This is a genomic window from Arthrobacter sp. TJ-266 (assembly GCF_058269115.1).
On sequence record NZ_JBZCNC010000004.1, the window covers coordinates 191,476 to 215,961 of the forward strand.

Here is a 24,486-nt window from a genome sequence, read left to right on the forward strand (position 1 = left end):
TGGCGGCTGAGGTCGGCGTCCGGGGCCTCTCCGCGCGTGTCCCAGGCGCCCTCGCACGAGCAGCGGTCGCGCGACCACCACGGGCTGATCCGTTCGATGGCCTCGTCGCCCAGCACATTGACGCCGGGACCGGCCGCCAGTGCGTGACCGACGAGCACGTGCAGGCACTTCACGCGGGTGGGCATGCCTCCCGCGGAGACGCCGTCGATCTCGGGGACCTCCCCGGTGCCGGCCCGCTGTCCGACGTCGTGCCGTGCGTCGAGGTAAGCGGTGTGGGCCTCGGCGTGCCGCGCCGCGAGCACAGGGTCCTCGACGAGCCGCACCGTCATCTCGGCCATGACGCCCTCGGCCTCCAGCCGGGACACCGCGGCGGTCACGACGGGGTGGGAGAGGTAGAAGGTGGTGGGGAACGGTATGCCGTTGGACAGCCTCGGGGCCGTGACCGCGACCAGCGGGTTACCGCACACGCAGCGCGCGCCGATCTCCACCACGTCCCGGACCGGACGTCCGAGCTGTCGGCTGAGAACCTCGAGATCCCGTGCGCTCGGGGTCCTCGGGTCCTGGCGGTCCTGCTGCGTCACGCTGTTCCTTCCGAGGTGGCGATCGGGTGTTCCCCGTGCCGCCCGTTCCGATCCCGCGGTCGTGTGATCCGCGGGGTGAATGGTACCCGCGTGTGGGCCGCCCACCTCAATCGGTGGCTGCACGCTCCACGGACTGCCACAGGGCATCGGCCCACGGAAGATCCTCGGGTTGCGTGGCCGAGCCCTCGCCCGTGCCCTCCTCGAGGCCGCTGCCACCCTTGACGAGATAGCGCGTCTCCCCCGGCATCACCAGGAAGATCCGCTCACGGGCCTGCTGGCGCACGAAGGCCGGATCATCCCAGCGGGCGAGCTCCGCGCGGTAGTCCTCCTGCACCTGCTGCTGATAGGCGATGTCGGCCCGGAGGGCGTCCAGCTCCGCCTGCTGCTGGATGTAGCGGCTCACCGACGGCGCCAGCAGGACGATCACGACCACCAGAACGACGGCGAGCGCGAGGAGCCTGCCGGAGAACGACTTCGCGGGGATCGGCGTCGCCTCCTCGGCGGGCTGGATCGGCGATTCCGCCCGCCGCGAGCCGAGCCGCCCACGACGGATGTTCGCGGCCAGCTGGGATCGCTCGGCAGCACGCGCCTGCGACGGTGAGGCCGGTGCCGACGTCTTGCGCGAGGCCTTCACGGAAGACGTCGGTGCTTTCTCCGTGCCGGAGGCCTTCGCCGACGACATGGGGGCCTGTGAGGCGGGCGGTCGGACCGAGGCGGTCGACCCGCCGGCGGACGGCTTCGTCGTGGAGCGCTTCGACGCCGTGGTCGCCGGTGTCGTCGCCGCGATGGCCGCTCGCCCAGCCGCCGAGCGGGGCGACGGACCCGCGCCTGTGTCTGCGGAGCGCGGATCCTTCGTGGCCGACGGGCCGACCCCGCGGGGTACGGCCGGCTTGCGCCGGCCCGCCGCGGAAGGAGCCGGCGTCGAGCCCGTGCTCTTCGAGGCGGTGATCCGCGGTGCGTGCGCGCCGTCGGCGCCCGCCCGGGCGCCGACGGCCGGCCTGTCCTCCGCGGGAGGCGCAGGACGGCCGGCTCGCGGCACATTCGGGCGGCGGGCAGTCATGGAGCTCCTCGTCAGTACTGTCGCGCACCCCGGTGGAGGGGAAATGCGCTGGTCCGCGGTCGAACGTTCGCGGACCCGTCCTATCGAGGGTAGCCGCCCACCCGATCCCCCGCCGGTGAACTAGGCCGTGAAACGCGGGAAGGCGCTCCTACCGGCGTACCGGGCGGCGTCGTCGAGCTCCTCCTCGATGCGCAGCAGCTGGTTGTACTTCGCCACGCGCTCGCTGCGCGCGGGCGCTCCGGTCTTGATCTGACCGGCGTTGGTGGCCACGCAGATGTCCGCGATGGTGGTGTCCTCGGTCTCGCCGGAGCGGTGCGAGGTGATCGTCGTGTATCCGGCCCGCTGAGCCATCGAGATGGCGTCGAGCGTCTCCGTCAGCGTGCCGATCTGGTTGACCTTCACGAGCAGGGAGTTGGCGGTGCTGCTCTCGATGCCGCGGGACAGGCGCGTGGGGTTGGTGACGAAGAGGTCGTCACCGACGATCTGCACCTTGTCGCCGATCGCCGCGGTGAGCTGCTTCCACCCGTCCCAGTCCTCCTCGTCGAGGGGATCCTCGATCGAGACGAGAGGGTAGTCCCGGACGAGCTCCACGTAGTAGGCACTCATCTCCTCGGTGCTGAGGGACTTGCCCTCGAACTGGTAGGTGCCGTTCTCGAAGAACTCGGAGGCGGCGACGTCGAGCGCCAGCGCGATGTCCTGGCCCGCCGTGTAACCGGCGCGCTCGATGGCGACGAGGATGAGGTCGAGTGCGTCGCGGTTGGACGGCAGGTTCGGGGCGAAGCCGCCCTCGTCGCCGAGGCCCGTCGCGAGGCCCTTCTCCTTCAGCACGGACTTGAGCTCGTGGTACACCTCGACGCCCCAGCGGAGGCCCTCGGAGTAGGTCTGCGCGCCGAGCGGCACGATCATGAACTCCTGGATGTCGACGTCGGAGTCGGCGTGGGAGCCACCGTTGAGGATGTTCATCAGCGGGACGGGGAGCACGTGCGCGTTCGGTCCGCCGAGGTAGCGGTAGAGCGGCAGCGCCGAGGACTCGGCGGCGGCGCGGGCTATGGCCAGGGAGACGCCGAGCATGGCGTTCGCACCGAGGTTCGACTTGTTCTCGGATCCGTCGAGGTCGATCATCGCCTGGTCGATGGCGCGCTGGTCGGCGGCGTCGAAGCCGAGGAGCGCGGGCTGGATCTGCTCGATGACGGCTTCGACGGCCTGCAGCACGCCCTTGCCGAGGTAGCGTCCCTTCTCGCCGTCCCGCCGCTCGTTCGCCTCGAACGCGCCGGTGGACGCGCCGGAGGGAACGGCCGCCCGGCCGAAGGTGTCGTCGTCGAGCAGGACCTCGACCTCGACGGTGGGGTTGCCGCGGGAATCGAGGATTTCCCTCGCGTGGATGGCATCGATGATGGCCATGGATTTGCTCCTCTTCGTTGGAGTGCGGGTGTTCACATCGTGTTGGGACGTCTTTGTCGAGAGCAACGGAGGTGGTGGTTCCAGCCTAGTTCACGGGGCGGGCGAGCGTCCGGTGGATCGAGACGCCGGAGCGCTTCCACCACTCTTCCGCCACGCTTCCGACCACTGTTCCAACCACTCTTCCGACGCCGTCATTGGGCTGGCGCTACCCGCCTGCGGAGACGCGTCTCTGCAGGTCGAGAACGGCCCTGCGCAGCGCGCGCTCCGGATCGATTCCCGCTGAGACGGCCCTCCGGGTCAGCGAGAGCAGCTCTGCGCCGACCTGCGCCTCCTCGTCGACCGGCTCGGGGACGGGCTCGCCGGCAGGCCGGGCCGACGTCTCGTCGAGGGGCTCGCCGGCCGCCACACCGGCGGCTCCGTGCGTCGAGCCGTCGGCGGGGCTACCGCCCGGAGCGGTACCGCGCGGCTGCTCGGCTACACGGTCCAGGGTCTTGGCGGCGAAGGCCAGCGCGGGCAGGTGCGGCGGTATGCCGTCGAAGGGGGACGTCCGCGAGGGCTTCTCCCGCTGCTTGACGGCGCGCCACGCGTCGACGATCTCCTCGGTGGTCGACGACGACCCTCCTGCCGCGAGGTCCTGCCGCAGTGCGCCGTCCGATGAGAAGACGTGCGGGTTGCGCCGCACGAGCTTCGCCGTGAGGGCCTCGGCGACATCGGCGAGCGCGAAGGTGCCCTGCTCGGACTGCAGCTGCGCATGGAGCACCACCTGGAACAGGAGGTCGCCGAGCTCGTCCCGCAGGTCACCGAGCAGTGCCGCATCCGGTGCCGCGGACCGCGAGACGTCGTCCACGGCCTCGTACAGCTCGTACGTCTCCTCCACGAGATAGTGGAGCAGGGAGGCGTGGTCCAGTGCCGCGGTCCAGGGGCAATGGCGCCTCAGGAGGTCGACCACCTCGACGAGGCGGTCCACCGGTGGTCCGGCGGGGGCGCCGACGGGACCACCGGTGGTCCTCACGGGATCCACCGGGTCGGTCAGGCCGAGGCGTGCGCGGCTGCGGCGTCGAAGCTCTGCGCGATGTGCTCCGCGAGCGCCTCGCGATCCTCGAGGGGCAGGAACGAGGCGTCCACCGCGTTGAGCGTCAGCTCCAGCAGGTCGCCGAGATCGTACCCGAACGTCTCGACGAGCAGCTCGAACTCACCCGTGAGGGTCACGCCGCTCATCAATCGGTTGTCGGTGTTGACCGTGACCTTGAACCCCAGCTGGTACAGCAGGTCGAAGGGGTGCGCGTCGATCGTGGTGCCGAAGGCCGCGATGGCACCGGTCTGCAGGTTCGACGACGGGCACAGCTCCAGCGGGATCCCGCGGTCGCGCACCCACGAGGCGATGCGGCCCAGGTTCGCGATCCCGACCTCCTGTCCGTCCGCCGGCTCCTCGTCGGAGGACTCCTCGATCTCGATGTCCTCGGCGATCCTGACGCCGTGACCGAGGCGCAGTGCGCGTCCGGCGACGAGCGCGTCCGCGATGCTGTCGAGGCCCGCGGCCTCACCCGCGTGGATCGTGACCGGGAACTGCTCGGAGGCGAGGTAGGTGAACGCATCCGCGAAGCGGGAGGGCAGGAAGCCGTTCTCCGCACCGGCGATGTCGAAGCCCACGGCGCCGCGCTCGCGATGCCGCACGGCGAGCTCCGCGATCTCCTGGCCACGGTCCGCGTGGCGCATCGCGGTGATCAGCTGACCCACCTGGATGACGGACCCGGCCGCGATCGCCGCCGCCGCGCCCGCCTCGAGCCCCTCCTGCACGGCCTCGACGGCCTCGTCGAGTGTCAGGCCGTTCTGGAGATGCTGTTCCGGCGCCCACCGCACCTCGGCGTAGATGACGCCGTCGGCCGCGAGGTCCTCGACGAACTCGCGGGCCACCCTGATGAGGCCCTCGCGCGTCTGCATGACGGCGATCGTCTGGTCGAAGGTCTGAAGGTACCGCTCGAGCGATCCCGAGTCGGCGGACTCCCGGAACCAGGCACCGAGGGACTCGGCGTCCGTGGCGGGCAGGGAGTGGCCGATCTCCGCCGCCAGCTCGAGGATCGTGGCCGGCCGCAGCCCGCCGTCCAGGTGGTCGTGGAGGGAGATCTTCGGCAGGGTCCGGATGTCGATCGCTGAGTCTGAGGGTGTCTGGTTCACGCAGGAAAGACTACGCGATGCCTGTGGGGCCGGGCCGGTCATGCACCGTCGGCAGGGGCGCCTTGCGGAGCGCCGAGCCGGGTCGCTGCCGACTGCGAGGAGCCGGGAACGAGGACCGGCTCAGTGGCTGGGTCATCCTTTGCGACGTCGCGGTGATCCGCCCCCGGCGTCGGCGTGGGCCCCCGGAGCCACGCGATCACGCGGTCCACCACGACCCCGAGGGAGACGGCGATGACGACGGCCACAACGACCCCGAGGAGGTGGTTGTTCTCGAACCAGGTACCCGCGAGGGCTCCGATCCCCACGGAGTAGGCCGCCCACACGACTCCGGAGAGCGCCGTCAGGGCCACGAACCGACGCTGTGAGTAGCCGGTGGCCCCCGCGGTCAGATTGACGGCCACGCGCCCGATCGGGACGAACCGGGCCACGAGGATCAGAGAGGCGGCGCGCTTCGAGAGCTCCTGGCCCGCCCAGCGGACCGACCGCTGCATGCGTGGCCGCCGCATCCACCGGAAGCGCGTGGTCCCGATGCTCCGGCCGATCACGTAGGCGATGTTGTCGCCGAGGAAGGCACCGAGGGCGGCGACGACGATCAGCAACCAGGGGTTGGGTACGCCCTGCGTGATGATCAGGGACGCGAGGCCGACGACGACCGACTCGCTGGGGAAGGGCGGGAAGAATCCGTCCACCACGCAGCAGATGAGGACCAGCAGGTACACCCAGGGCTGTTCGGCCGCCGCGAGGACGAAGGCGCTGATGCCGTCGAGTGCACTGGTGATGGTGTCCATCGGGGGCTCCTGCCGCTCGTCCGCCCCGCCGACCGCTCTCCGGCTGCTGGAGCCGCAGGAGCTTGGGGACGGGAACCGGCGCCGGGCGGCGCCACTCGGGTCGAGCCGCGCCGCGCTGCCGTGCGCCTGCCTTCGACGCTACCGGCGGGCCCCCGGCCACGTCGTCGCCCTTCCGGCCGACATCCGAGGCGGCCGGTGTCACCCCTGGGAATGAGACGGGCCGCCCCAACCCCTAGGGGGATCCCCCATGGTCGGAGCCTTCAGTGGCGGTGACCGCGGGGTCGCGCCGTGGGACCAGGACCGCCCCCGCGGTGTCAGGCGATGCGGTCGATGATGAGCTGCCGGGCAGGCCGTGAACCCTCCGGGGCGATCACGACGGCGTCGGCGAGAGCCTCCCGGGCGCGGTCGAACCTGTCCGGGGTGTCGGTGAGCAGCGTCATCAGCGGCTCCCCGGCCCGCACGTACGCTCCGGGCTTGGCGTGCAGGCGGACGCCGGCGCCCGCCTGCACCTGGTCCTCCTTGCGCGCACGGCCCGCACCGAGCCGCCACGCGGCAACGCCGACGGCGAGCGCGTCGAGGCCCACGAGCACGCCGTCGGCCGGGGCGAGAATCACCTCGGACTCCTTCGCGACGGGGAGGGTGGCCCGCGGGTCGCCACCCTGGGCCTCGATCATCCGGTTCCAGACGTCCATGGCCCGGCCGTCCCTCAGCGCGGCCGCGGGGTCGGCGTCGTGCACGCCCGCACAGGCGAGCATCTCCTCCGCAAGGCGGACGGTGAGCTCGACGACGTCGGACGGCCCTCCGCCGGCGAGGACCTCGACCGACTCCTCGACCTCGATGGCGTTGCCGGCCGTCAGGCCGAGCGGGGTACCCATGTCGGTGAGGAGCGCGACGGTGGTGACGCCGGCGTCCTTCCCCAGGGCCACCATGGTCTCGGCGAGCTCACGGGCCTGGTCGACGTCCTTCATGAACGCGCCGCTGCCCACCTTCACGTCGAGCACCAGCGAGCCGGTACCCTCGGCGATCTTCTTGCTCATGATCGAGGACGCGATGAGCGGGATGGCCTCGACGGTCCCGGTGACGTCACGCAGGGCGTAGAGCTTCTTGTCGGCGGGCGCGAGGCCGGTGCCGGCCGCACAGATGACGGCGCCCACCTCGGCGAGCTGCCGCAGCATGTCCTCGTTGCTGAGGTGCGCCCGCCAACCGGGGATGGACTCGAGCTTGTCCAGCGTGCCACCGGTGTGGCCGAGGCCGCGGCCGGAGAGCTGGGGCACGGCGACGCCGAACACGGCGACGAGCGGGGCCAGGGGCAGGGTGATCTTGTCACCCACGCCGCCCGTGGAGTGCTTGTCGCTGGTGGGGCGGCCGAGCGAGGAGAAGTCCATGCGCTCGCCCGAGGCGATCATGGCGGCCGTCCACCGGGAGATCTCGGCGCGGTCCATGCCGTTGAGCAGGATCGCCATGTTGAGGGCGGCCATCTGCTCGTCCGCGATGGCCCCGCGCGTGTAGGCGTCGATCGTCCAGTCGATCTGCTCGGGCGTGAGGGTGCCGCGGTCGCGCTTGATGCGGATGATGTCGACGGCGTCGAAGGCTTCGGTCATTGTGTGTCCTCGGGAAGTGGTGTGGAGGGCGGCTCGGCGGAGACGCTCAGGGGCACGGCGCGTCCTGCGGACGGACGCGCGGGCGATGCAGGGCGCTTCAGGCAAGGTGCTGGGGCCCGAAGGCGTCCGGCAGGACCTCGTCCATGGTGCGGATGCCGCTGACGGTCATGAGCACCATGTCGGGCGCCCGGAACTCGTACAGGAGCTGGCGGCAGCGGCCGCAGGGCATCAGTGTGTTGCCCTCGCCGTCCACACAGCTGAAGGCGCGGATGCGTCCGCCCCCGCTCATCGCGAGGGCGCTGACCAGGGCGCACTCGGCGCACAGCGTCAGCCCGTAGGAGGCGTTCTCGACGTTGCAGCCCGAGATGATGCGGCCGTCGTCGAGCAGTGCCGCGGCCCCGACCGGGTACTTCGAATAGGGAACGTACGCCCTGGTCATGGCCTCGCGCGCGGTGGCGGCGAGCTCGTCCCAGGGCAGATCGGTCTCGGTCATGCGGGTCTCCTAGCCCTTGATGTACGGGATGCCGCTGGCTCCGGGCGCGCGCGAGCGGCCGACGAGGCCGGCGACGGCGAACACGGTGACCACGTAGGGGAGCATGCGCAGGAACTGGTCCGGCACCGCAGTACCGGCCACGCTCAGGACGTTGGACAGGTTCGTGGCGAAGCCGAACAGCAGGGCCGCGAAGAAGGCGCCGATGGGGTTCCAGCGACCGAAGATCAGGGCCGCCAACGCGATGTAGCCCTGACCGGCGGTCATGTCCCGGCCGAAACCGGAGACGGCCACGAGGGTGAAGAAGGAACCGCCGATGCCTGCGACCACTCCGGCGAGCAGGACGTTCGTGAAGCGCATCCGGTTGACGTTGACGCCGAGCGTGTCCGCTGCCTTCGGGTGCTCCCCCACGGCTCGCGTGCGCAGGCCCCACCGCGAGTGGTAGAGAGCCACGTAGATCACGGCGACGGCCACGTACATGAGGTAGCCGACGATGGTCTGCGCGAAGAGGATGGGCCCGATCACGGGGATGTCAGCGAGGAGCGGGATCTCGACCACGGGCAACCGCGGAGGGGTGTTCCAGCGCTCGGGATCGGCGGTGAGCACCGTCGAGAAGAGGAAACCGGTGAGGCCCGAGACGAGGACGTTGAGCACGACGCCGACGATCACCTGGTTGACGACGTAGCGGATGCTGAACACCGCGAGGACCAGGGAGACGAGGGTTCCGGCGAGGGCCGCCGCGAGGAGCCCGACGAACGCGCTGCCCGAGAGCGAGGCCGCGACGGCCGCCGCGAAGGCCCCGAAGAGCAGCTGCCCCTCGATCGCGATGTTGACGACACCGGACCGCTCACAGAGGACACCCGACAGTGACCCGAAGATCAGGGGGACGGCGAGGCTGACCGATCCGGCGAGCAACCCGTAGAGGGCGATGTTCGGCGTGCCCGCGCTCCCGACCACCCAGGTCAGGAAGGCCACGACGAACAGGAAGGCGAACACCGCCGGCACCCACACGGGCACCACCCGGGCCGCGCGGGTCCGGAGGACGGCGACGACGGCCAGCGCGACCATGGCGAGTGACATGACCCAGCCGATGATGGGCGCGGAGACGACGATCGACGGCAGGACGAAGCGGTCGGCTTCCTCCGACAACCGGAAGGTGACGTCGTTGTCCGGAGCCCCGAGGGCGAAGACCAGGAGCGAGACGAGGGCCACCACGGAGAGGATCACCGGGTTCTTCCAGTTCCGCACCGTCGCGGTCGCGGGCGTGGGCTCGGGTGCGTCCGTGGTCCGGGCGGTTGCTGTACTGGTGCTCATGCTGCTGCTCCGGTCGAGGCTGGCGTGCGTGCGGGGGTGCTGCCCTTGCCGGAGCTCAGCGCACCGGGCGTCGGCAGGCGGAACAGCGCGCGCACCAGCGGCGGTGCGGCGATGAAGAGGACGATCAGCGACTGCACCACGAGGACGATGTCGATGCTCGTCCCGGTCTGCGCCTGCATGGTCACGCCGCCGGCACGGAACGCCCCGAAGAGCACCCCCGCCGCGAACGTTCCCCAGGGCGACGAGCGCCCGAGCAGGGCGACGGTGATGGCATCGAATCCGAAGCTCGCCGCGACGCCGGAGGTCAGCACCTTCTCGGTGCCCGCGACCTGCGCCACTCCTGCGAGGCCTGCGAGGGCACCGGCGATGGACATCGCGAGGATGTAGCCCTTGCTGACGCTCACGCCCGCCGTGCGGGCCGCGCTGGCATTGGCGCCGACCGCGCGCAGTTCGAAGCCGACCGTCGAGCGGTTGAGGAGCCACCAGACGAAGACCGTCGCGAGCACGGCGACCACGAAGCCCCAGTGCAGGCGGAAGTCCGGACCGAGCAGCAGCGGGTAGACCGCGGACCCCTCGAGCTGGGGGCTGATGGGGTTGGTCGAACCGGGGCGCTGGAACGAGGGGGTGCTGAGGAAGTACAGCACCAGGTTCGTGGCGATGTAGTTGAACATGATGGTGAGGATGACCTCGTTGGCGCCGGTGCGTGCCTTGAGGAGACCCACGAGACCGGCCCAGACGGCCCCGCCCACCATGCCGGCGATGATCACGAGCAGGAGGTGGACGCCGACGGGGAGGTCCAGCGTGAAGCCGATCCAGCCGGCGAAGGTGGCACCGATGAGGATCTGACCCTGGGCGCCGATGTTGAAGAGGCCCGCCCGGAAGGCCAGAGCCACGCCGAGGCCCGCGCAGATGAGCGGGGTCGCCACGGTGAGGGTCTGCGTGAGCGGGTAGATCATGCGGCTGAAGGTCTCGCCCTCGGCGTTGAACACCGATCCCTGGAACAGGGCGAGGTAGGCGCTCGACGCAGCGGTCCACGCCGCCAGGAGGGTGTCCTGGGGGCGGCTGAAGAAGTACGACGACGCTGCCGCCACGTTCTCGTCGGTCACCGCGATGAGCAGGCCGCCGAGGATCAGGGCGAGCACCACGGAGAGGAACGCGACGAGCGCGTTCCCCGTCATGATGCGCTGGAGGATCCCGGCGGCGCTCGGGGCGCCGGCTCCGAGAGCGGCCGACGTGGCCGGCACGGCGGGCGGGGGCACGTCTCCCCCGGCGGTCTCGACGGCGATGTCGAGGCGTACCTCGTCCTGCCGCGCGGCCTCCTTCGCCTCACGTCGCGTCAGCGACGCTCCGGCGTCGCCGTCCGACCCGGGAACGCCCGGCTTTCCGTCCTGCGCACTCACAGGTCTCCTCCTTGAACGTCGTGGGCCTGCGGCAACGCCTCGTCGGCGTGCATCCCGGCCATCATGAGGCCGAGCACATCGCGGGACACCGTCCCGGGCACGATGCCCATGAGGCGTCCGCGGTAGAGCACCGCGATTCGGTCGGCGAGTTCGAGCACCTCGTCGAGCTCGGTGGACACGATGATCACGGGCGTGCCGCCGTCGCGTTCGGCGACGATGCGGCGGTGCAGGAATTCGATGGATCCCACGTCCACGCCGCGGGTGGGCTGGGACGCGATGAACAGCTTGAGGGGCCGCGAGAACTCGCGGGCCATGACGACCTTCTGCTGGTTGCCGCCCGAGAGCGTACCCGCGGCAGCGGACGACGAATGCGTCCGTACGTCGTACTCCGCGATCTTCTCATCGGCGTTCTTCCCGATGGCCGACGGCGACATCGAGAGTCCGCGCGCGAAGGGCGCGGTGTCGTAGCGGTTGAGGATGAGGTTCTCGGCGACCGTGAACGTGCCCACGAGACCCTCCACGCTGCGGTCCTCGGGCACGAACCCGACGCCGGCACGGATGATGTCCTTCACCCGGCGCCCCACGAGCTCCTCGCCACCCAGGGTGATGGACCCTGTGACATGGTCCTGCAGCCCCATGATGGCTTCGGTGAGCTCGGTCTGGCCGTTGCCCTGGACACCGGCGATCGCGAGGATCTCGCCCTCGGCGACGTCGAAGCTCAGGCCGTCCACCACCCGCTGGCCGTTCGGGGCCTGCACCGTGAGGTCGCGGACCCTGAACGTGGCCTCGCCGGGGGTCGCCGGCTTCTTGTCGAGCGTGAGGCTCACCGACCGGCCGACCATGAGGGAGGCGAGCTCCGTGGTCGACGCGCTCGGGTCCGCCGTGCCGACCACCTTCCCGCGACGGATCACGGTGATGACGTCCGAGACGGCCTTCACCTCGCGCAGCTTGTGCGAGATGAAGACGATCGAGGTGCCGTCGGCCTTCAGCTGCGCCATGATGCCGAGCAGCTCGTCGGTCTCCTTCGGCGTGAGCACGGCGGTCGGCTCGTCGAGGATCAGTACCTCGGCGTCGCGGACGAGTGCCTTGATGATCTCCACGCGCTGCTGCACGCCCACGGGGAGGTCCTCGACGACCGCGTCGGGGTCGACGTCGAACCCGTACTGGTCGGAGATCTGCCGGATGCGCGTGCGCGTCTCCTGGAGATTGAGCATTCCGCCGGCGGACGTGGCCTCGTTGCCGAGCGCCACGTTCTCGGCCACGGTGAAGACCGGGACGAGCATGAAGTGCTGGTGCACCATGCCGATGCCCGCGGCCATCGCGTCGCCGGGCCCCTTGAAGGTCACCGGCCGGTCGTTCACGCGGATCTCGCCCTCGGTGGGGTCGTACAACCCGTAGAGCACGTTCATCAGCGTGGACTTGCCGGCTCCGTTCTCGCCGAGCAGGCTGTGGACCTGACCGGGTTCGACCACGAGGTCGATGTGATCGTTGGCGACGAGCGAGCCGAAGCGCTTCGTGATGCCGACCAGTTCGAGTTTCACTCAACAGCCTGTTCTGTGTCGTTGACGTCCGCTGGGACGTCCGGTGGGAACCTGCGAGGAGGCCCCGTGAAGGATACCGGTTGCCGTGACGATGCGCTCACCCGGTACAAACGCAAACCGCCCTCCCCCCGGCGTTGCTCCGCGGGAGGAGAGCGGCGTGCACTGCGTGGAACTACTGGGGGCTTGCCGCCGACTCGACGGTGATGTCGCCCGCGATGATCTGCTCCGTGAGTTCGTCGAGCGTGGTCTGCAGGTCCGCCGGTACGTTGGCCTCCTGGTCGTGGAACGGCGCGAGGGCCACCCCGCCGTTCTCCAGAGTGCCCACGTACGGGGTGTTGTCGAACTCACCCTCGACGTCCGTGGTGATGACGTCCTCGACGGCGTCGCCCATGAGCTTCATGACCGAGGTCAGGATGAACTCCTCGCCCTTCCCAGCCGTCTCGTAGCCGTCCGAGTCGACCCACACCGCCTTCGCGTTGGCGCCGGCACCGTTGGCCTCGATGATCGCATCGAGTGTGCCGAGTCCCACGGGTCCGGCGACCGGCATGATGATGTCGGCACCCTCATTGAGGAAGTTCTGCGTGTTGGTGGCTCCGGCCGCCTGGTCGTCGAAGTTACCGATGAACGTACCGTTCTGGCTCTCCTTGTCCCAGCCGAGCAGTTCGACGTTCTCGCCCGTCTCCTCGTTGTAGTACGCGACGCCGTCGGCGAAACCGTCCATGAAGATGGTGACCGTGGGGATGTTGATGCCGCCGTACGTGGCCACCTTGCCTGTCTCGGTCGTCGCCGCGGCGGCGTAGCCGGCGAGGAACGCTGCCTGCGCCGTGTCGTAGATGATCGGCTTGACGTTGGGCAGATCGATCGAGTTGTCGTCGACGATCGCGAAGTTCGTCTCGGCGTTCGCCTCCGCGGCCGCCTTCGTGGTGTCCGCGAGCAGGAAGCCCACGGTGACCACGAGGTTGCAGCCGCCCTGGACCATGCTGTCGACGTTCGGGCCGAAGTCGGTCTCGCTCTGGGACTCGGCCTGGTTGATCTCGATGCCGAGGTCGGTCTGCGCAGCTTGCAGGCCCTCGTAGCTCGACTGGTTGAACGAGCGGTCGTCGAAGCCTCCGGCGTCGGACACGATGCAGCCGAGGTAGTCGGTGGTTGCGGCGCCACTAGCGCCGTCGGCAGCCGGGGCGTCCGCAGGGGGCGGGGCGCCGCAGCCGGACAGCACGAGGGCGGAGACGCCGAGCACGGCGGCGGACAGGCCTGTGCCGCGCGTGATCTTGCGCAGTGAGTTCTTCAAAATGCCTCCAGGAGAAAGATGCGCCACGGGGACGACCACCCGTCGACCGAGAACAGGGACAGGGAAGCCGTGTTTTCGCTGAGTGACCGCGGCGCCGCCGCACCATCGGTGCAGCGCGTATGCGAACATCCTAAGGGCTCACGTGACGGACGACACTACGAGGTTCCGCAGGCGCGGGGGAATCGTTCAGGTTTCGTTATCCGGGCGTTCACGCCGCCCCGCCCAGCGGTGCCGCGACTCGCGCACTGCTCAGGCGCCGCCGTCGTACACGGCCTGCAGGGCGGCCGCCGCCATGACCCTGATGCCACACCCGATGGCGCGCTCGTCCGGCAGGTAGTCGCCGCGGTGGAGATCGAAGGTCTCCCCGCCCGGCGTGCGTGTGCCGAGCCGCATCATGGCTCCGGGCACCTCCTGCGTCATCCAGGCGAAGTCCTCCCCGCCCATGGACTGCGGGGTCAGGACGACGGCGCCGCGGCCGAGCTCGGCGCGTGCGGCGGCTTCCAGCAGCCCCGTCTCCGCCTCCTGGTTGACCACCGGAGGCACACCGCGGATGTGCTCGAGCTTGACGTCGACGCCGAACGGCGCCGCGACCTGCCGGACCACGCTGTCGAGGAGTTCGCCCGCGGACTCCCAGGCCTCCCCGTCGAGGCAGCGCAGCGTCCCGGACATGAAGCCGTGAGCGGGGATCGCATTCGGCGCCGACCCTGCGTGGATCTGACCCCAGACCACGGAGACCGCGCTCCGGACGTCGATACGGCGGGAGAGGACGGCCGGGACGTTCACGGCGATCGACGCGAGCGCGAACACGAGGTCCTCGGTGAGATGCGGCCGCGAGGTGTGCCCTCCCCGGCCGGTCAGCTCCACGCGGATGGTGTCGGAGGCGGAGGTGATCGCCCCGATGCGCGTGCCCACCAGACCGACGTCGATGCGGGGATCGCAGTGCAGCGCGAGGATGCGCGGCACGCCCTCGAGCACGCCCTGGGCGATGACGTCGATCGCCCCGCCGGGCATCATCTCCTCGGCGGGCTGGAAGATGATGCGCACGGTGCCGGGCAGGGGGTCCGCCGCGTGGAGTCGGGCGATGACGAGTGCCACGCCGAGCATCACGGTGGCGTGGATGTCATGACCGCAGGCGTGCGTCACGCCGGCGGTCGAGGAGGAGAACGGCAGACCCGTCTCCTCGACGATCGGCAGGGCGTCGATGTCCGCGCGCAGGCCGATGCGCAAGGGCCCGTCCCCGATGTCCACGAAGGCACCCGTGCCCTCGAGCACCTGCGGCTCGAGCCCCGCACGGCGGAGCCGCTCCACGATCAGCGCCGTGGTGCGGTGCTCCTTGTAGGACAGCTCCGGATGGCAATGGATGTCGCGTCGGACCTCCGTCAGCTCGTCGAGGAGAGGATCGAGCTCGGCGCCCACGCGTGTCGGCAGGGGTGTCTGTTGGCTGGGCGTGTCCACTTCTCAAGCCTACCGATCGCAGCAGCGCTGCCCGTCCGCCTCAGAGGACGTCCGTGTCCCCACTCGCCCGCAGGCGCTCGACCGCGGTCTTGACCTCCTGCGCGTGCTCCTTCGTGGTCACGAGCAGGGCGTCCGGCGTGTCCACGATGACGACGTTCTCGATCCCGATGAGCGCGATGACCCGCTTGGTGTCCGAGACGACGATGCCCGAGGCGTTCTCGGAGAAGACCCGGGCCCCCTCCCCCATGACCGTCAGCTCGCTGTTCTCCTCGGCCGGGTTCAGGCGGCCGATGGCCGCGAAGTCACCGACGTCGTCCCAGTTGAACTCGCCCGGGATCATCGCGACGTCGCCCGCGGCGGCCGCGGGCTCGGCGACGGCGTAGTCGATGGCGATCTTCGGGAGGTGCGGCCAGACGCGGCGGGCCACCTCGACCCGCCGGGGGGTGTCCCAGGCGCCGGCGATCTCCATGAGGCCCGCGTAGAGCTCGGGCTCGTTGGCGGACAGGTGCTTGAGCATGAGATCCACGGGCGCCACGAACATGCCGGCGTTCCAGGAGTAGTTGCCGCTCTCGATGTACCCGTCGGCCACCTCCTGCGACGGCTTCTCCACGAACTCGATGACGGCGCGGGCGCTGGGCGCACCCTCGGACGCGAGGGACTCGCCGGCGCGGATGTACCCGAAGCCGGTGGAGGCGTGGGTCGGCTTGATGCCGATCGTGACGATGTATCCCCGGGCGGCGGTGTGGATGGCCTCGCGGACGGCGGCCTGGAAGACCTCCACGGGTGCGATGACCTGGTCCGCGGCGAAGGAGCCCATGATGATGCTCGGGTCCCGCTGGTGCAGGATGGCGGCGGCCAGGCCGATCGCGGCGCCGGAATCCTTCGGCTCCGATTCGAGGACCAGGTTCATGTCCTCGATCTCGGGCAGCTGCGCGAGGACCGCCCGACGGTGCACGATCCCCGTGACCACCATGGTGCGGCCGTCGCACAGGGGGCGGAGCCGGTCGTAGGTCGCCCGGATCAGGGTGCTGCCGGAACCGGTGAGGTCGTGGAGGAACTTCGGAGCGGCCGCCCGCGAGAGGGGCCAGAGCCGTGTCCCGGTGCCTCCGGCGGGGATCACGCCGTGGAAGCGGGCCATCACCGGGTCGCTCGCGGCGTGCGCGGTGGCGTCCGCCGTGGGATCCGTCTCGGTGTCCGCCGGTGCGTCGGGCAGAGGGTCAGGGGTGTGGGCAGCCGCCCGCTCGGTACTCATCCGTTCCACGGTAACGGACGACGTCACGGTATCGCCCTCCGCCGCCTCGGAGGATCACCGCGCTCCCGGTCCCGCACCCAGGCGGCGAGCACGAGGGCGGCGACGGAACCTTCTGCCGCGCGCACGTGTTAACAAGGTCACAGGTGAGGGACCCCTAAATTGAACGGGGAGTGTCACCGCCCTACATTATTCTTACTAGAAGAGTGCTGTCGCACCGGCGTCACCCCTGCGCATCACGCGCGAACGCCCTCGCGATGCAGGGAGGTAATTTCAATGCCGAAGACACTGACTAAATCGCTGGTTCCAGCGGGCACCCTCTACCGCGGCCGCGAAGGTCAATGGTCCTGGGTTGCGCATCGCATCACCGGGGTCGTGATTTTCTTCTTCCTCCTCGTACATGTCCTGGACACCTCGTTGGTCCGCGTGTCCCCCGAGGCCTACGACGCCGTCATCGCGTCCTACAAGAACCCCATCATGGGCCTGGGTGAACTCGGTCTCGTGGCAGCCATCGTGTTCCACGCCTTCAACGGGATCCGCGTCATCCTCGTCGACTTCTGGAAGAAGGGGCCCAGGTACCACCGTCAGATGCTGTGGAGCGTCGTCGGTCTCTGGGCTGTCGTCATGATCGCCTTCTCGATCCGCCATCTCTCGCACGTCTTCGGAGGTTAGAACGCCATGGCTACCCCAACCATCGAGAGCCCGCGCTCGGGTCGAGTGACCCCGGGCTACTCACGCTCCACCGGATCGCGTGGCAACTTCGAGATGATCGCCTGGCTGTTCATGCGGCTCTCCGGCGCCATCCTCGTGGTCCTGATCTTCGTGCACCTCTACGTGAACCTGGTGGCCGGCGACGGCATCAGTGGGATCGACTTCGGTTTCGTCGCGGGTAAGTGGGCGGACCCGGTGTGGCAGATCTGGGACCTCACCATGCTGTGGCTGGCCATGCTGCACGGCACAAACGGCATCCGCGTGATCATCAACGACTACGCCGAGAAGAACAGCACGCGCATGTGGCTCAAGGGAGTCCTGTACACCTCCACGGTGGTCATCGTGGTGCTCGGCACCCTCGTGATCTTCACCTTCGATCCCTGCCCGGTCATCGACGGCGTGGCACACGTCGCGGAGTACTGCCCCGCTCCGTAAGCAGGATCGTCGCCTGCCGCAGGTCGGCAGTTCCCGCATGACAGGCCCGACGGGGCGCCCTCATGCACTCACACCGGTTTCAACAGAAAGAGCGACCAGCATGCAGGTCCACAAGTACGACGTCGTCATCGTCGGAGCGGGCGGCGCAGGGATGCGCGCAGCCATCGAGTCCGGCCAGCGCGCCCGCACCGCCGTCCTGACGAAGCTCTACCCCACGCGGTCGCACACGGGTGCGGCCCAGGGCGGCATGTGCGCCGCCCTCGCCAATGTCGAAGAGGACAACTGGGAGTGGCACACCTTCGACACCGTCAAGGGTGGCGACTACCTCGTCGACCAGGACGCCGCAGAGGTCATGGCGCGGGAGGCGATCGAGGCCGTCCTCGACCTCGAGAAGATGGGGCTGCCCTTCAACCGGACACCCGAGGGCCGGATCGACCAGCGTCGCTTCGGTGGTCACACACGTGACCACGGCAAGGCTCCCGTCCGCAGGTCCTGCTACGCGGCCGACCGCACGGGCCACATGATCCTCCAGACGCTGTACCAGAACTGCGTCAAGCACAACGTCGAGTTCTACAACGAGTACTACGTCCTCGACCTCCTCATGGTCGACGAGGAAGTAGTCGTCGACGGCGAGACGCGGGTCCAGAAGCGCGTCGCCGGGGTCGTCTCCTACGACCTCGCATCGGGCGAGCTGCACGTCTTCCAGGCGAAGTCGATCGTCTTCGCCTCGGGCGGCGTCGGCAAGGTCTACAAGACGACCTCCAACGCGCACACCCTCACCGGTGACGGCATGGGCATCGCGTTCCGTCGGGGCATCCCCCTCGAGGACATGGAGTTCTTCCAGTTCCACCCGACCGGACTCGCCGGTCTCGGCATCCTCCTCTCGGAGGCCGCCCGCGGTGAGGGTGCCATCCTCCGCAACTCGGAGGGCGAGCGCTTCATGGAGCGCTATGCACCGACCATCAAGGATCTCGCTCCCCGTGACATCGTGGCGCGGTCCATGGCGAACGAGGTCCGCGAGGGCCGCGGTGCGGGGCCGAACAAGGACTACGTACTCCTCGACCTCACCCACCTCGAGCCCGCCCACATCGACGCGAAGCTCCCGGACATCACCGAGTTCGCCCGGACGTACCTCGGCGTGGAGCCCTACACCGAACCGGTCCCCGTCTTCCCGACGGCGCACTACGCGATGGGCGGCATCCCCACCAACATCAAGGCCGAGGTCCTCGCGGACAACGACACCGTGGTGCCGGGGCTGTACGCCGCCGGCGAGGTCGCCTGCGTCTCGGTGCACGGATCGAACCGACTCGGCACCAACTCACTGCTGGACATCAATGTGTTCGGCAAGCGCGCCGGCCTGGCTGCCGCGGAGTACGCCCTGACGGCCGACTTCGTGGAGATCCCCGAGAACCCGACCACCGAGACCGACGAGCTCCTCAACCGGGCCCGCAGCTCGGAGGGCGGCGAGCGCGTGGCCCTCATCCGCAAGGAACTCCAGGACATCATGGACGCCAACGTGCAGGTGTTCCGCACGGAGGAGACCCTCCTCGAGGCGCTGCGCGTGATCGACTCGCTCGAGGAGCGCTACACACGCATCACCGTGCAGGACAAGGGCAAGCGGTTCAACCTCGACCTCCTCGAGGCCGTGGAACTGGGCTTCCTGCTGGACATGGCGAAGGTCATGACGGCAGCTGCACTGCACCGCAAGGAGTCCCGTGGCGGTCACTTCCGGGAGGACTACCCGGAGCGCGACGACGAGAACTTCATGACCCATTCCATGGCCTACAAGGACCCCAGCGCCGTCGAGACGAGCGGTGTGCGCCTTGAGACCAAACCGGTGATCTTCACCCGATACCAGCCCATGGAGCGAAAGTACTGATGAGCACCGAAACGATGGAGAAGGAGCCGGCCTCCAAGGTCGAGCTCGCACCCGGTGTCGGCGGTGGCGGAGAGATCCCCACGTTCGACATCACCCTGAAGGTCCGCCGCTACGACCCCGAGATCTCCGACGAGGCGCGGTGGGACGAGTGGCAGCTGACCATGTACGGCACGGACCGCGTGCTGGACGCCCTGCACAAGGTTAAGTGGGAGCACGACGGTTCGGTGTCGTTCCGACGGTCCTGCGCCCACGGCGTCTGCGGGTCCGATGCCATGCGCATCAACGGCCGCAACCGCCTGGCGTGCAAGACGCTTCTGAAGGACCTCGACACGTCGAAGCCCATCCTCGTCGAGCCCATCAAGGGCCTGCCCGTGGAGAAGGACCTCATCGTCGACATGGAGCCGTTCTTCCAGTCGTACCGCGAGATCATGCCGTTCCTCGTCACGAAGGGCCACGAGCCCACGAAGGAACGGCTGCAGTCCGCCGAGGAGCGCGAGCGCTACGACGACACCACCAAGTGCATTCTCTGCGCGGCGTGCACGTCGTCCTGCCCCGTCTTCTGGACCGACGGTCAGTACTTCGGTCCCGCAGCGATCGTCAACGCACACCGCTTCATCTTCGATTCACGTGATGACGCCGGTGACATGCGCCTCGAGATCCTGAATGACAAGGAAGGCGTGTGGCGCTGCCGCACCACCTTCAACTGCTCCGAGGCCTGCCCTCGCGGTATCCAGGTCACCAAGGCCATCTCCGAGGTCAAGCAGGCCATCCTGACCCGCAGGGTCTGATTCGCACGCAGGGTCAGATCCGGCCGGTAACGCCGGCCGGCACGATGAAGGGCGGTCCGTCACCGACGGGCCGCCCTTCGTCATGTCCGGGTCGGATGCTTCGTCACATCAGGGGCAGGCGACCGGCCGGAACGATCATCCTACGGAATCCTGCTTCCGCCGGCTGCGCTGCTGCAGGCTGCCCGTCCTGGCCCCGCGCCGTCGATCCTCCCTGACCTCGCGATCGGCCGTCCCGATGGCGCACCACGCCGTCGCCAGCAGGTACACCTGGTTCAGGAAGAAGAACCAGATGAAGAGCCCGAGGATCACGGCGAACTGCAGCAGGATGACGTTCCGGCCCAGGCCCGCGAGGAGGAGCGTCGAGAAGGACCGCAGGAGGGTGCTTCCGATACCGGCGATCACAGCTCCCTGCAGGAGCACGGGCCGCGGCATGTCTATGGCGGACGCCGAGCGCAGCAGGACGACGGCGACGAGCGTGTCGAGGACCACCATGACGGCGAACCCCGCCACCTGGGTGAGCCAGCGGCTCGCGTCGGTCAGGTGGAGGAAGGTGAGCACGGCGCCGAGCGTGGTGTTGGCGAGTACACCGACCACCGTGGTCACGAGCATCACCACCGCGAGCAGGGCGAGCGTCCCGAGGTCCTTGAGCTTGATCACCACAGGGAGCCCCACGAGCGGCGGCAGGTCGAAGATCCGCCGCATGGCCTCCCTGATCCCCGCCACCCAGCCGAGGGCCGTGGCGAGGGTCACCACGGCCGACACGAGGAGGGCCAGACCGAACCCGGTGTCGCCGTCGAACAGGACCTCCGGTCGCACGAGCCCCTCCTGATCGCCCTCGGCGATCAGCCCGGGCACGGCCGCGTCAAGGGCGCCGATGACGATGCGCTGGAGCGTCTCGTTGCCGGCGAGCACGAGCCCGAAGATCGCGAAGCCCACGAACAGGAGTGCGGCGATGGTGAAGAAGAGCCGGTAGGCGAGCCCGGCGGCCATCAGGGGGCCGCTCCGCACGAGGTAGAGCTGGAACACCCGGACCGGACGGAGGGTGTTGAACCGCGACAGGGCGAGATCGGTCCGCGCGAGGAACAGCTCCGCTCCCCCGCTGCCGGATCGTCTCAACCGACCGAGCCGCACCTGTGCGTCGATCACCTTGCGGTGGAGCTCGGGCAGGCTGGCGGGTGACGGCTGCTCAGGAACAGGGGGTTTGGGAGCGGTCAGCGATGCCAAAGTGCAGCTCCTCCCGCAACCTCCACAGGCCCGAGGGCAGGTGTTCGTAGAGCCCCATGGCTCCCACCTCGAAGGACGCCTCGAAGTCCCCCAGCTGCTCGAGCGCAGCATCCATCCCGGCGTCCGAGACGTCGTGGGCCACGGTCACGTGCGGGTGGAACGGGAATTCGAGGTCGCGCTCCAGGGGGCCCGTCTGGAGCCGCGTGTGCAGATCCACGCACTCCTCGTAGCCCTCGACGAGGTTCAGGAACACCACCGGTGACACCGGACGGAAGGAACCGGTTCCCCTCAGGGTCACACCGAAGGACTGTTGACCTTGCGCGACCTCCCGCACGTGGTCGATCGTCGCAGTCCAGTCCGTGGCCTGGGTGGTGGTGATCAGGGTGACGTGGGGCGGCACCACGGACGCCATCGGATCACCGAAGGAGGCGCGCCAGGTCACGAGCCTGCCGGCGAGCGGCTCCGGTATCGGGATGGTGATCCCCACGCAGCTCTCCGCCCGCAGTGCGTCCGCAGCGTCTGCAGAGGACGCACGACCGGGGAGGGCACACATGGGTCAGCGAGCTCCGGCGGCGGGCAGGAAGCCCACGCGCGCGTACACGTCGGCGAGTGTGGGTGCTGCCAGCGCCCGTGCCTTCGCGGCTCCCTGGGCCAGCAGCCGGTCGAGCTCCGCCGGATCGGCGAGCAGTTCCTCGGTCCGCGAGCGGATCGGCGCGAGCGCCTCGACCACCACGTCGGCTAGGTCGACCTTCAGATGGCCGTACATGCGGCCGGCGTACTCGGCCTCGAGCTCTGCCACGCTCCGACCCGACAGCAGGGAGAAGATACCGAGCAGGTTCGAGACGCCGGGCTTCTCGGCCCGATCGAAGCGGATCTCGGTACCCGCGTCCGTGACGGCCGACTTGATGCGCTTGGCCGTGACCTTCGGGTCGTCGAGCAGGTTGATCAGGCCTGCGACGGACGGTGCGGACTTGGACATCTTCGCCGTCGGGTTCTGGAGGTCGTAGATCTTCGCCGACTCCTTCTGGATGAAGGGCTCCGGCACCACGAAGGTCTCCCCGAACCGGGCGTTGAAACGCTGTGCGAGGTCCCGGCTCAGCTCCACGTGCTGTCGCTGGTCCTCACCGACCGGAACGCCGTCGGGCCGGTACAGCAGGATGTCCGCGGCCTGCAGGATCGGGTAGGTGAAGAGCCCCACGCTCGCCGCGTCGGTGCCCTGCTTGGACGCCTTGTCCTTGAACTGCGTCATGCGCGAGGCCTCACCGAAGCCGGTGAGGCAGTTGAGGACCCAGGCGAGCTGGGCGTGCTCCGGGACATGCGACTGCACGAACAGTGTTGCGGTGTCCGGATCCACACCGCCTGCGATGTACTGCGCTGCAGTGAGGCGGGAGCGGTGCGCCAGTTCCTGCGGGTCCTGCGGCACCGTGATCGCGTGCAGATCGGGGATGAAGTAGACGGCGTCGAAGGTCTCCTGCAGACGGACCCAGTTGACGAGCGCGCCGAGGTAGTTGCCGAGGTGGAGCGAGCCGGCCGAGGGCTGCATGCCGGACAGGACGCGCTGGCGGGCACCCTGTGCGGCAGGCGCCGCGGAAGAGGTGGTGGGAGCTGCGGTAGGGATGGTCATGGTGCGTCTGCGTCCTCGGGTTGTATCCGGTAGTCGACGACGAGCGGCGCGTGGTCCGAGAACCGCGTGTCCCAGCTCGGCGCCCGGTCGACGTCGGCGCTCACGGCGCTCTCCGCGAGGGCCTGCGTGGCCAGCTGGTAGTCGATGCGCCACCCGGTGTCGTTGTCGAAGGCCTTCCCACGCCAGGACCACCAGGTGTACGGCCCGTCGATCGGCCCGGCGAGGGATCGCGCGACGTCGATGAAGCCGCACTCGTCGGAGAAGAACCTGTCGAAGTACGCGCGTTCCTCGGGCAGGAAGCCGGCGTTCTTCACGTTGCCCTTCCAGTTCCGGATGTCCAGCTCCGTGTGCCCCACGTTCAGGTCACCCATCACGACGGCGTGGTCCGCGTGGTCCCGCAGGTGCGGCAGGCGGGCGGCCATGGCGTCGAGGAACCGGTACTTGTCGTCCTGTTTCTGCGTGCCCACCTCGCCGGAGTGCACGTAGGCGCTGACGACCGAGAGCGCCGTGCCGTGGATCTCGAAGTCGGCCTCGACCCAGCGTCCGGCGGTGTCGAAGTAGGAGTCACCGATGCTGGTCCTCGTGGCGACGGGCTCCTGGCGGGATGCGATGGCTACCCCCGCGCGGCCCTTCGCCTCGGCCTCGGTGTGGAGGATGTGCCAGCCATCACCGAGCAGGGAGCGGACCACGGCATCGGGCGCACGGACCTCTTGCAGACACAGGATGTCGACGTCGCGCCCGTCCAGCCACTGCTGCATGCCGCGCTTGTAGGCGGCGCGGATGCCGTTGACGTTCACGGAGGCGATGCGCAGGGGCTTCAGCTCTGGGGTGGATGCCGGACTCACTCGATCCACCTTACCCCGCAGTTTTGCGCGCATCACGTCCGCCGGAATGGCCTCCACTCAGTCGACCACGGTGCCTTCGACAGGCCCCTCCGACGAGCCCTTCATCATGGACCGGGCATTGTGCGAGGTGATCTCGATGGTCTCGAGCGCACGCTCCACCATCCCCTCGTCCTTACCCAGGTACTCCCTGACGACACCCACCTGCACCTGCACGATCTTGAAGCTGTGATCCAGCTTCAGATCCCGCGAGCGGTCGACCGCGGCTGGTGGCACACTCCCGCGCGCATCGAATCCCCCGTGCGTCTGAAGGCGGGCCGCAGCCTTGCGAGCAGCGGACCGCAGGCTGACCACCACATAGCTGAAGATAAGCAGCCAGCCGAGCGAGATGAGGGCCACGAGCCACCCGATGACGTCGTTCTGGTTGGCCGCGAACACCACGGCCACCAGGAAGACGATCACCATCACGGCCATGCCGGCGGTACCCATGCGCATACTCACGCCCCGGCCCGCGGGCCGTCCGTTGTTCCCGATGCTCTGCATACGGTCATTGTTCCGCATGCGCGCCACGAGCCGCCGAGCTTCCACCGCTGGCGAACTGCCAGCCCCTTCAAAGATTTTTCACATCTTCCCCCATCCG

General features: G+C 69.1%; 22 protein-coding genes and 1 pseudogene. 4 read left to right on the top strand and 19 right to left on the bottom strand.

The features are described from left to right. Positions 1–107 precede the first annotated feature (107 nt). The 14 genes and pseudogenes from AC4D12_RS12545 to AC4D12_RS12610 form a co-directional block, all read right to left on the bottom strand. Positions 108–728: pseudogene (locus AC4D12_RS12545) on the bottom strand (DUF501 domain-containing protein); the annotation flags it as partial. Further along, complete coding sequence (locus AC4D12_RS12550; RefSeq protein ID WP_490950266.1) at positions 688–1,641, bottom strand: FtsB family cell division protein; 954 nt, start codon at positions 1,639–1,641, stop codon at positions 688–690. The pseudogene AC4D12_RS12545 and the gene AC4D12_RS12550, both read right to left, overlap by 41 nt. Before the next feature lie 120 nt (positions 1,642–1,761). Next, positions 1,762–3,042 carry a phosphopyruvate hydratase gene (gene eno / locus AC4D12_RS12555; protein ID WP_490950267.1) on the bottom strand — a complete coding sequence of 427 codons (1,281 nt, stop codon included), beginning with the start codon at positions 3,040–3,042 and terminating at the stop codon, positions 1,762–1,764. 205 nt (positions 3,043–3,247) lie between these two features. Beyond that, positions 3,248–4,054 carry a MazG nucleotide pyrophosphohydrolase domain-containing protein gene (locus AC4D12_RS12560; protein ID WP_490950268.1) on the bottom strand — a complete coding sequence of 269 codons (807 nt, stop codon included), beginning with the start codon at positions 4,052–4,054 and terminating at the stop codon, positions 3,248–3,250. Positions 4,055–4,071: 17 nt separating this feature from the next. Next, positions 4,072–5,217: an adenosine deaminase gene (locus tag AC4D12_RS12565; protein WP_490950269.1), complete on the bottom strand. Its 1,146-nt coding sequence runs from the start codon at positions 5,215–5,217 to the stop codon at positions 4,072–4,074. Between the two features lie 38 nt (positions 5,218–5,255). After that, positions 5,256–6,005, bottom strand: coding sequence for a DedA family protein (locus AC4D12_RS12570; RefSeq protein WP_490950270.1), 750 nt, complete (start codon positions 6,003–6,005; stop codon positions 5,256–5,258). A 314-nt stretch (positions 6,006–6,319) separates the two neighbouring features. Continuing rightward, complete coding sequence (locus tag AC4D12_RS12575; protein ID WP_490950271.1) at positions 6,320–7,606, bottom strand: thymidine phosphorylase; 1,287 nt, start codon at positions 7,604–7,606, stop codon at positions 6,320–6,322. 97 nt (positions 7,607–7,703) lie between these two features. Further along, positions 7,704–8,099 (bottom strand): cytidine deaminase, encoded by a 396-nt coding sequence (locus AC4D12_RS12580; protein ID WP_490950272.1) that lies wholly within the window; start codon positions 8,097–8,099, stop codon positions 7,704–7,706. A gap of 9 nt (positions 8,100–8,108) precedes the next feature. Further along, positions 8,109–9,410 carry an ABC transporter permease gene (locus tag AC4D12_RS12585; protein ID WP_490950273.1) on the bottom strand — a complete coding sequence of 434 codons (1,302 nt, stop codon included), beginning with the start codon at positions 9,408–9,410 and terminating at the stop codon, positions 8,109–8,111. Next, positions 9,407–10,810: an ABC transporter permease gene (locus AC4D12_RS12590; RefSeq protein WP_490950274.1), complete on the bottom strand. Its 1,404-nt coding sequence runs from the start codon at positions 10,808–10,810 to the stop codon at positions 9,407–9,409. Before AC4D12_RS12590 ends, AC4D12_RS12585 begins: the two co-directional genes overlap by 4 nt. Further along, positions 10,807–12,351 carry an ABC transporter ATP-binding protein gene (locus tag AC4D12_RS12595; protein ID WP_490950275.1) on the bottom strand — a complete coding sequence of 515 codons (1,545 nt, stop codon included), beginning with the start codon at positions 12,349–12,351 and terminating at the stop codon, positions 10,807–10,809. Before AC4D12_RS12595 ends, AC4D12_RS12590 begins: the two co-directional genes overlap by 4 nt. A gap of 172 nt (positions 12,352–12,523) precedes the next feature. Continuing rightward, entirely contained in the window at positions 12,524–13,639 is a 1,116-nt protein-coding gene (locus tag AC4D12_RS12600) for a BMP family lipoprotein (protein ID WP_490950276.1), read from the bottom strand. A gap of 249 nt (positions 13,640–13,888) precedes the next feature. Further along, positions 13,889–15,094 carry an amidohydrolase gene (locus AC4D12_RS12605; RefSeq protein WP_490950277.1) on the bottom strand — a complete coding sequence of 402 codons (1,206 nt, stop codon included), beginning with the start codon at positions 15,092–15,094 and terminating at the stop codon, positions 13,889–13,891. Between the two features lie 40 nt (positions 15,095–15,134). After that, positions 15,135–16,232 (bottom strand): mannose-1-phosphate guanylyltransferase, encoded by a 1,098-nt coding sequence (locus AC4D12_RS12610; protein ID WP_490950650.1) that lies wholly within the window; start codon positions 16,230–16,232, stop codon positions 15,135–15,137. Positions 16,233–16,619: 387 nt separating this feature from the next. Here AC4D12_RS12610 and sdhC point away from each other — a divergent pair, with 387 nt between their 5' ends. From sdhC to AC4D12_RS12630, 4 genes are all read left to right on the top strand, one after another. Next, a complete protein-coding gene (sdhC, locus tag AC4D12_RS12615) occupies positions 16,620–17,015 on the top strand; it encodes a succinate dehydrogenase, cytochrome b556 subunit (protein ID WP_490950278.1) in 396 nt (131 codons plus the stop codon). A gap of 6 nt (positions 17,016–17,021) precedes the next feature. Beyond that, positions 17,022–17,489, top strand: coding sequence for a succinate dehydrogenase hydrophobic membrane anchor subunit (locus AC4D12_RS12620; protein ID WP_490950279.1), 468 nt, complete (start codon positions 17,022–17,024; stop codon positions 17,487–17,489). Positions 17,490–17,589: 100 nt separating this feature from the next. Further along, complete coding sequence (gene sdhA / locus AC4D12_RS12625; protein ID WP_490950280.1) at positions 17,590–19,368, top strand: succinate dehydrogenase flavoprotein subunit; 1,779 nt, start codon at positions 17,590–17,592, stop codon at positions 19,366–19,368. Continuing rightward, on the top strand, positions 19,368–20,156 hold the full coding sequence (locus tag AC4D12_RS12630; protein WP_490950281.1) for a succinate dehydrogenase iron-sulfur subunit: 789 nt from the start codon (positions 19,368–19,370) through the stop codon (positions 20,154–20,156). The genes sdhA and AC4D12_RS12630 overlap by 1 nt, the downstream gene beginning before the upstream one ends. A gap of 135 nt (positions 20,157–20,291) precedes the next feature. Here the strand turns inward: AC4D12_RS12630 and AC4D12_RS12635 are convergent, their stop codons facing one another. From AC4D12_RS12635 to AC4D12_RS12655, 5 genes are all read right to left on the bottom strand, one after another. Then, the gene (locus tag AC4D12_RS12635; RefSeq protein WP_490950282.1) at positions 20,292–21,380 is read right to left on the bottom strand and encodes a YihY/virulence factor BrkB family protein; all 1,089 of its coding nucleotides are present in this window, start codon (positions 21,378–21,380) and stop codon (positions 20,292–20,294) included. Next, positions 21,343–21,867, bottom strand: a complete 525-nt coding sequence (locus AC4D12_RS12640) for a 2'-5' RNA ligase family protein (RefSeq protein WP_490950283.1) — start codon at positions 21,865–21,867, stop codon at positions 21,343–21,345. Before AC4D12_RS12640 ends, AC4D12_RS12635 begins: the two co-directional genes overlap by 38 nt. Before the next feature lie 69 nt (positions 21,868–21,936). Continuing rightward, on the bottom strand, positions 21,937–23,004 hold the full coding sequence (gene trpS, locus AC4D12_RS12645) for a tryptophan--tRNA ligase (RefSeq protein ID WP_490950284.1): 1,068 nt from the start codon (positions 23,002–23,004) through the stop codon (positions 21,937–21,939). Next, positions 23,001–23,858, bottom strand: coding sequence for an exodeoxyribonuclease III (locus tag AC4D12_RS12650; RefSeq protein ID WP_490950285.1), 858 nt, complete (start codon positions 23,856–23,858; stop codon positions 23,001–23,003). The genes trpS and AC4D12_RS12650 overlap by 4 nt, the downstream gene beginning before the upstream one ends. 48 nt (positions 23,859–23,906) lie before the next feature. After that, positions 23,907–24,389, bottom strand: a complete 483-nt coding sequence (locus tag AC4D12_RS12655; RefSeq protein WP_490950286.1) for a hypothetical protein — start codon at positions 24,387–24,389, stop codon at positions 23,907–23,909. Positions 24,390–24,486: the final 97 nt, after the last annotated feature.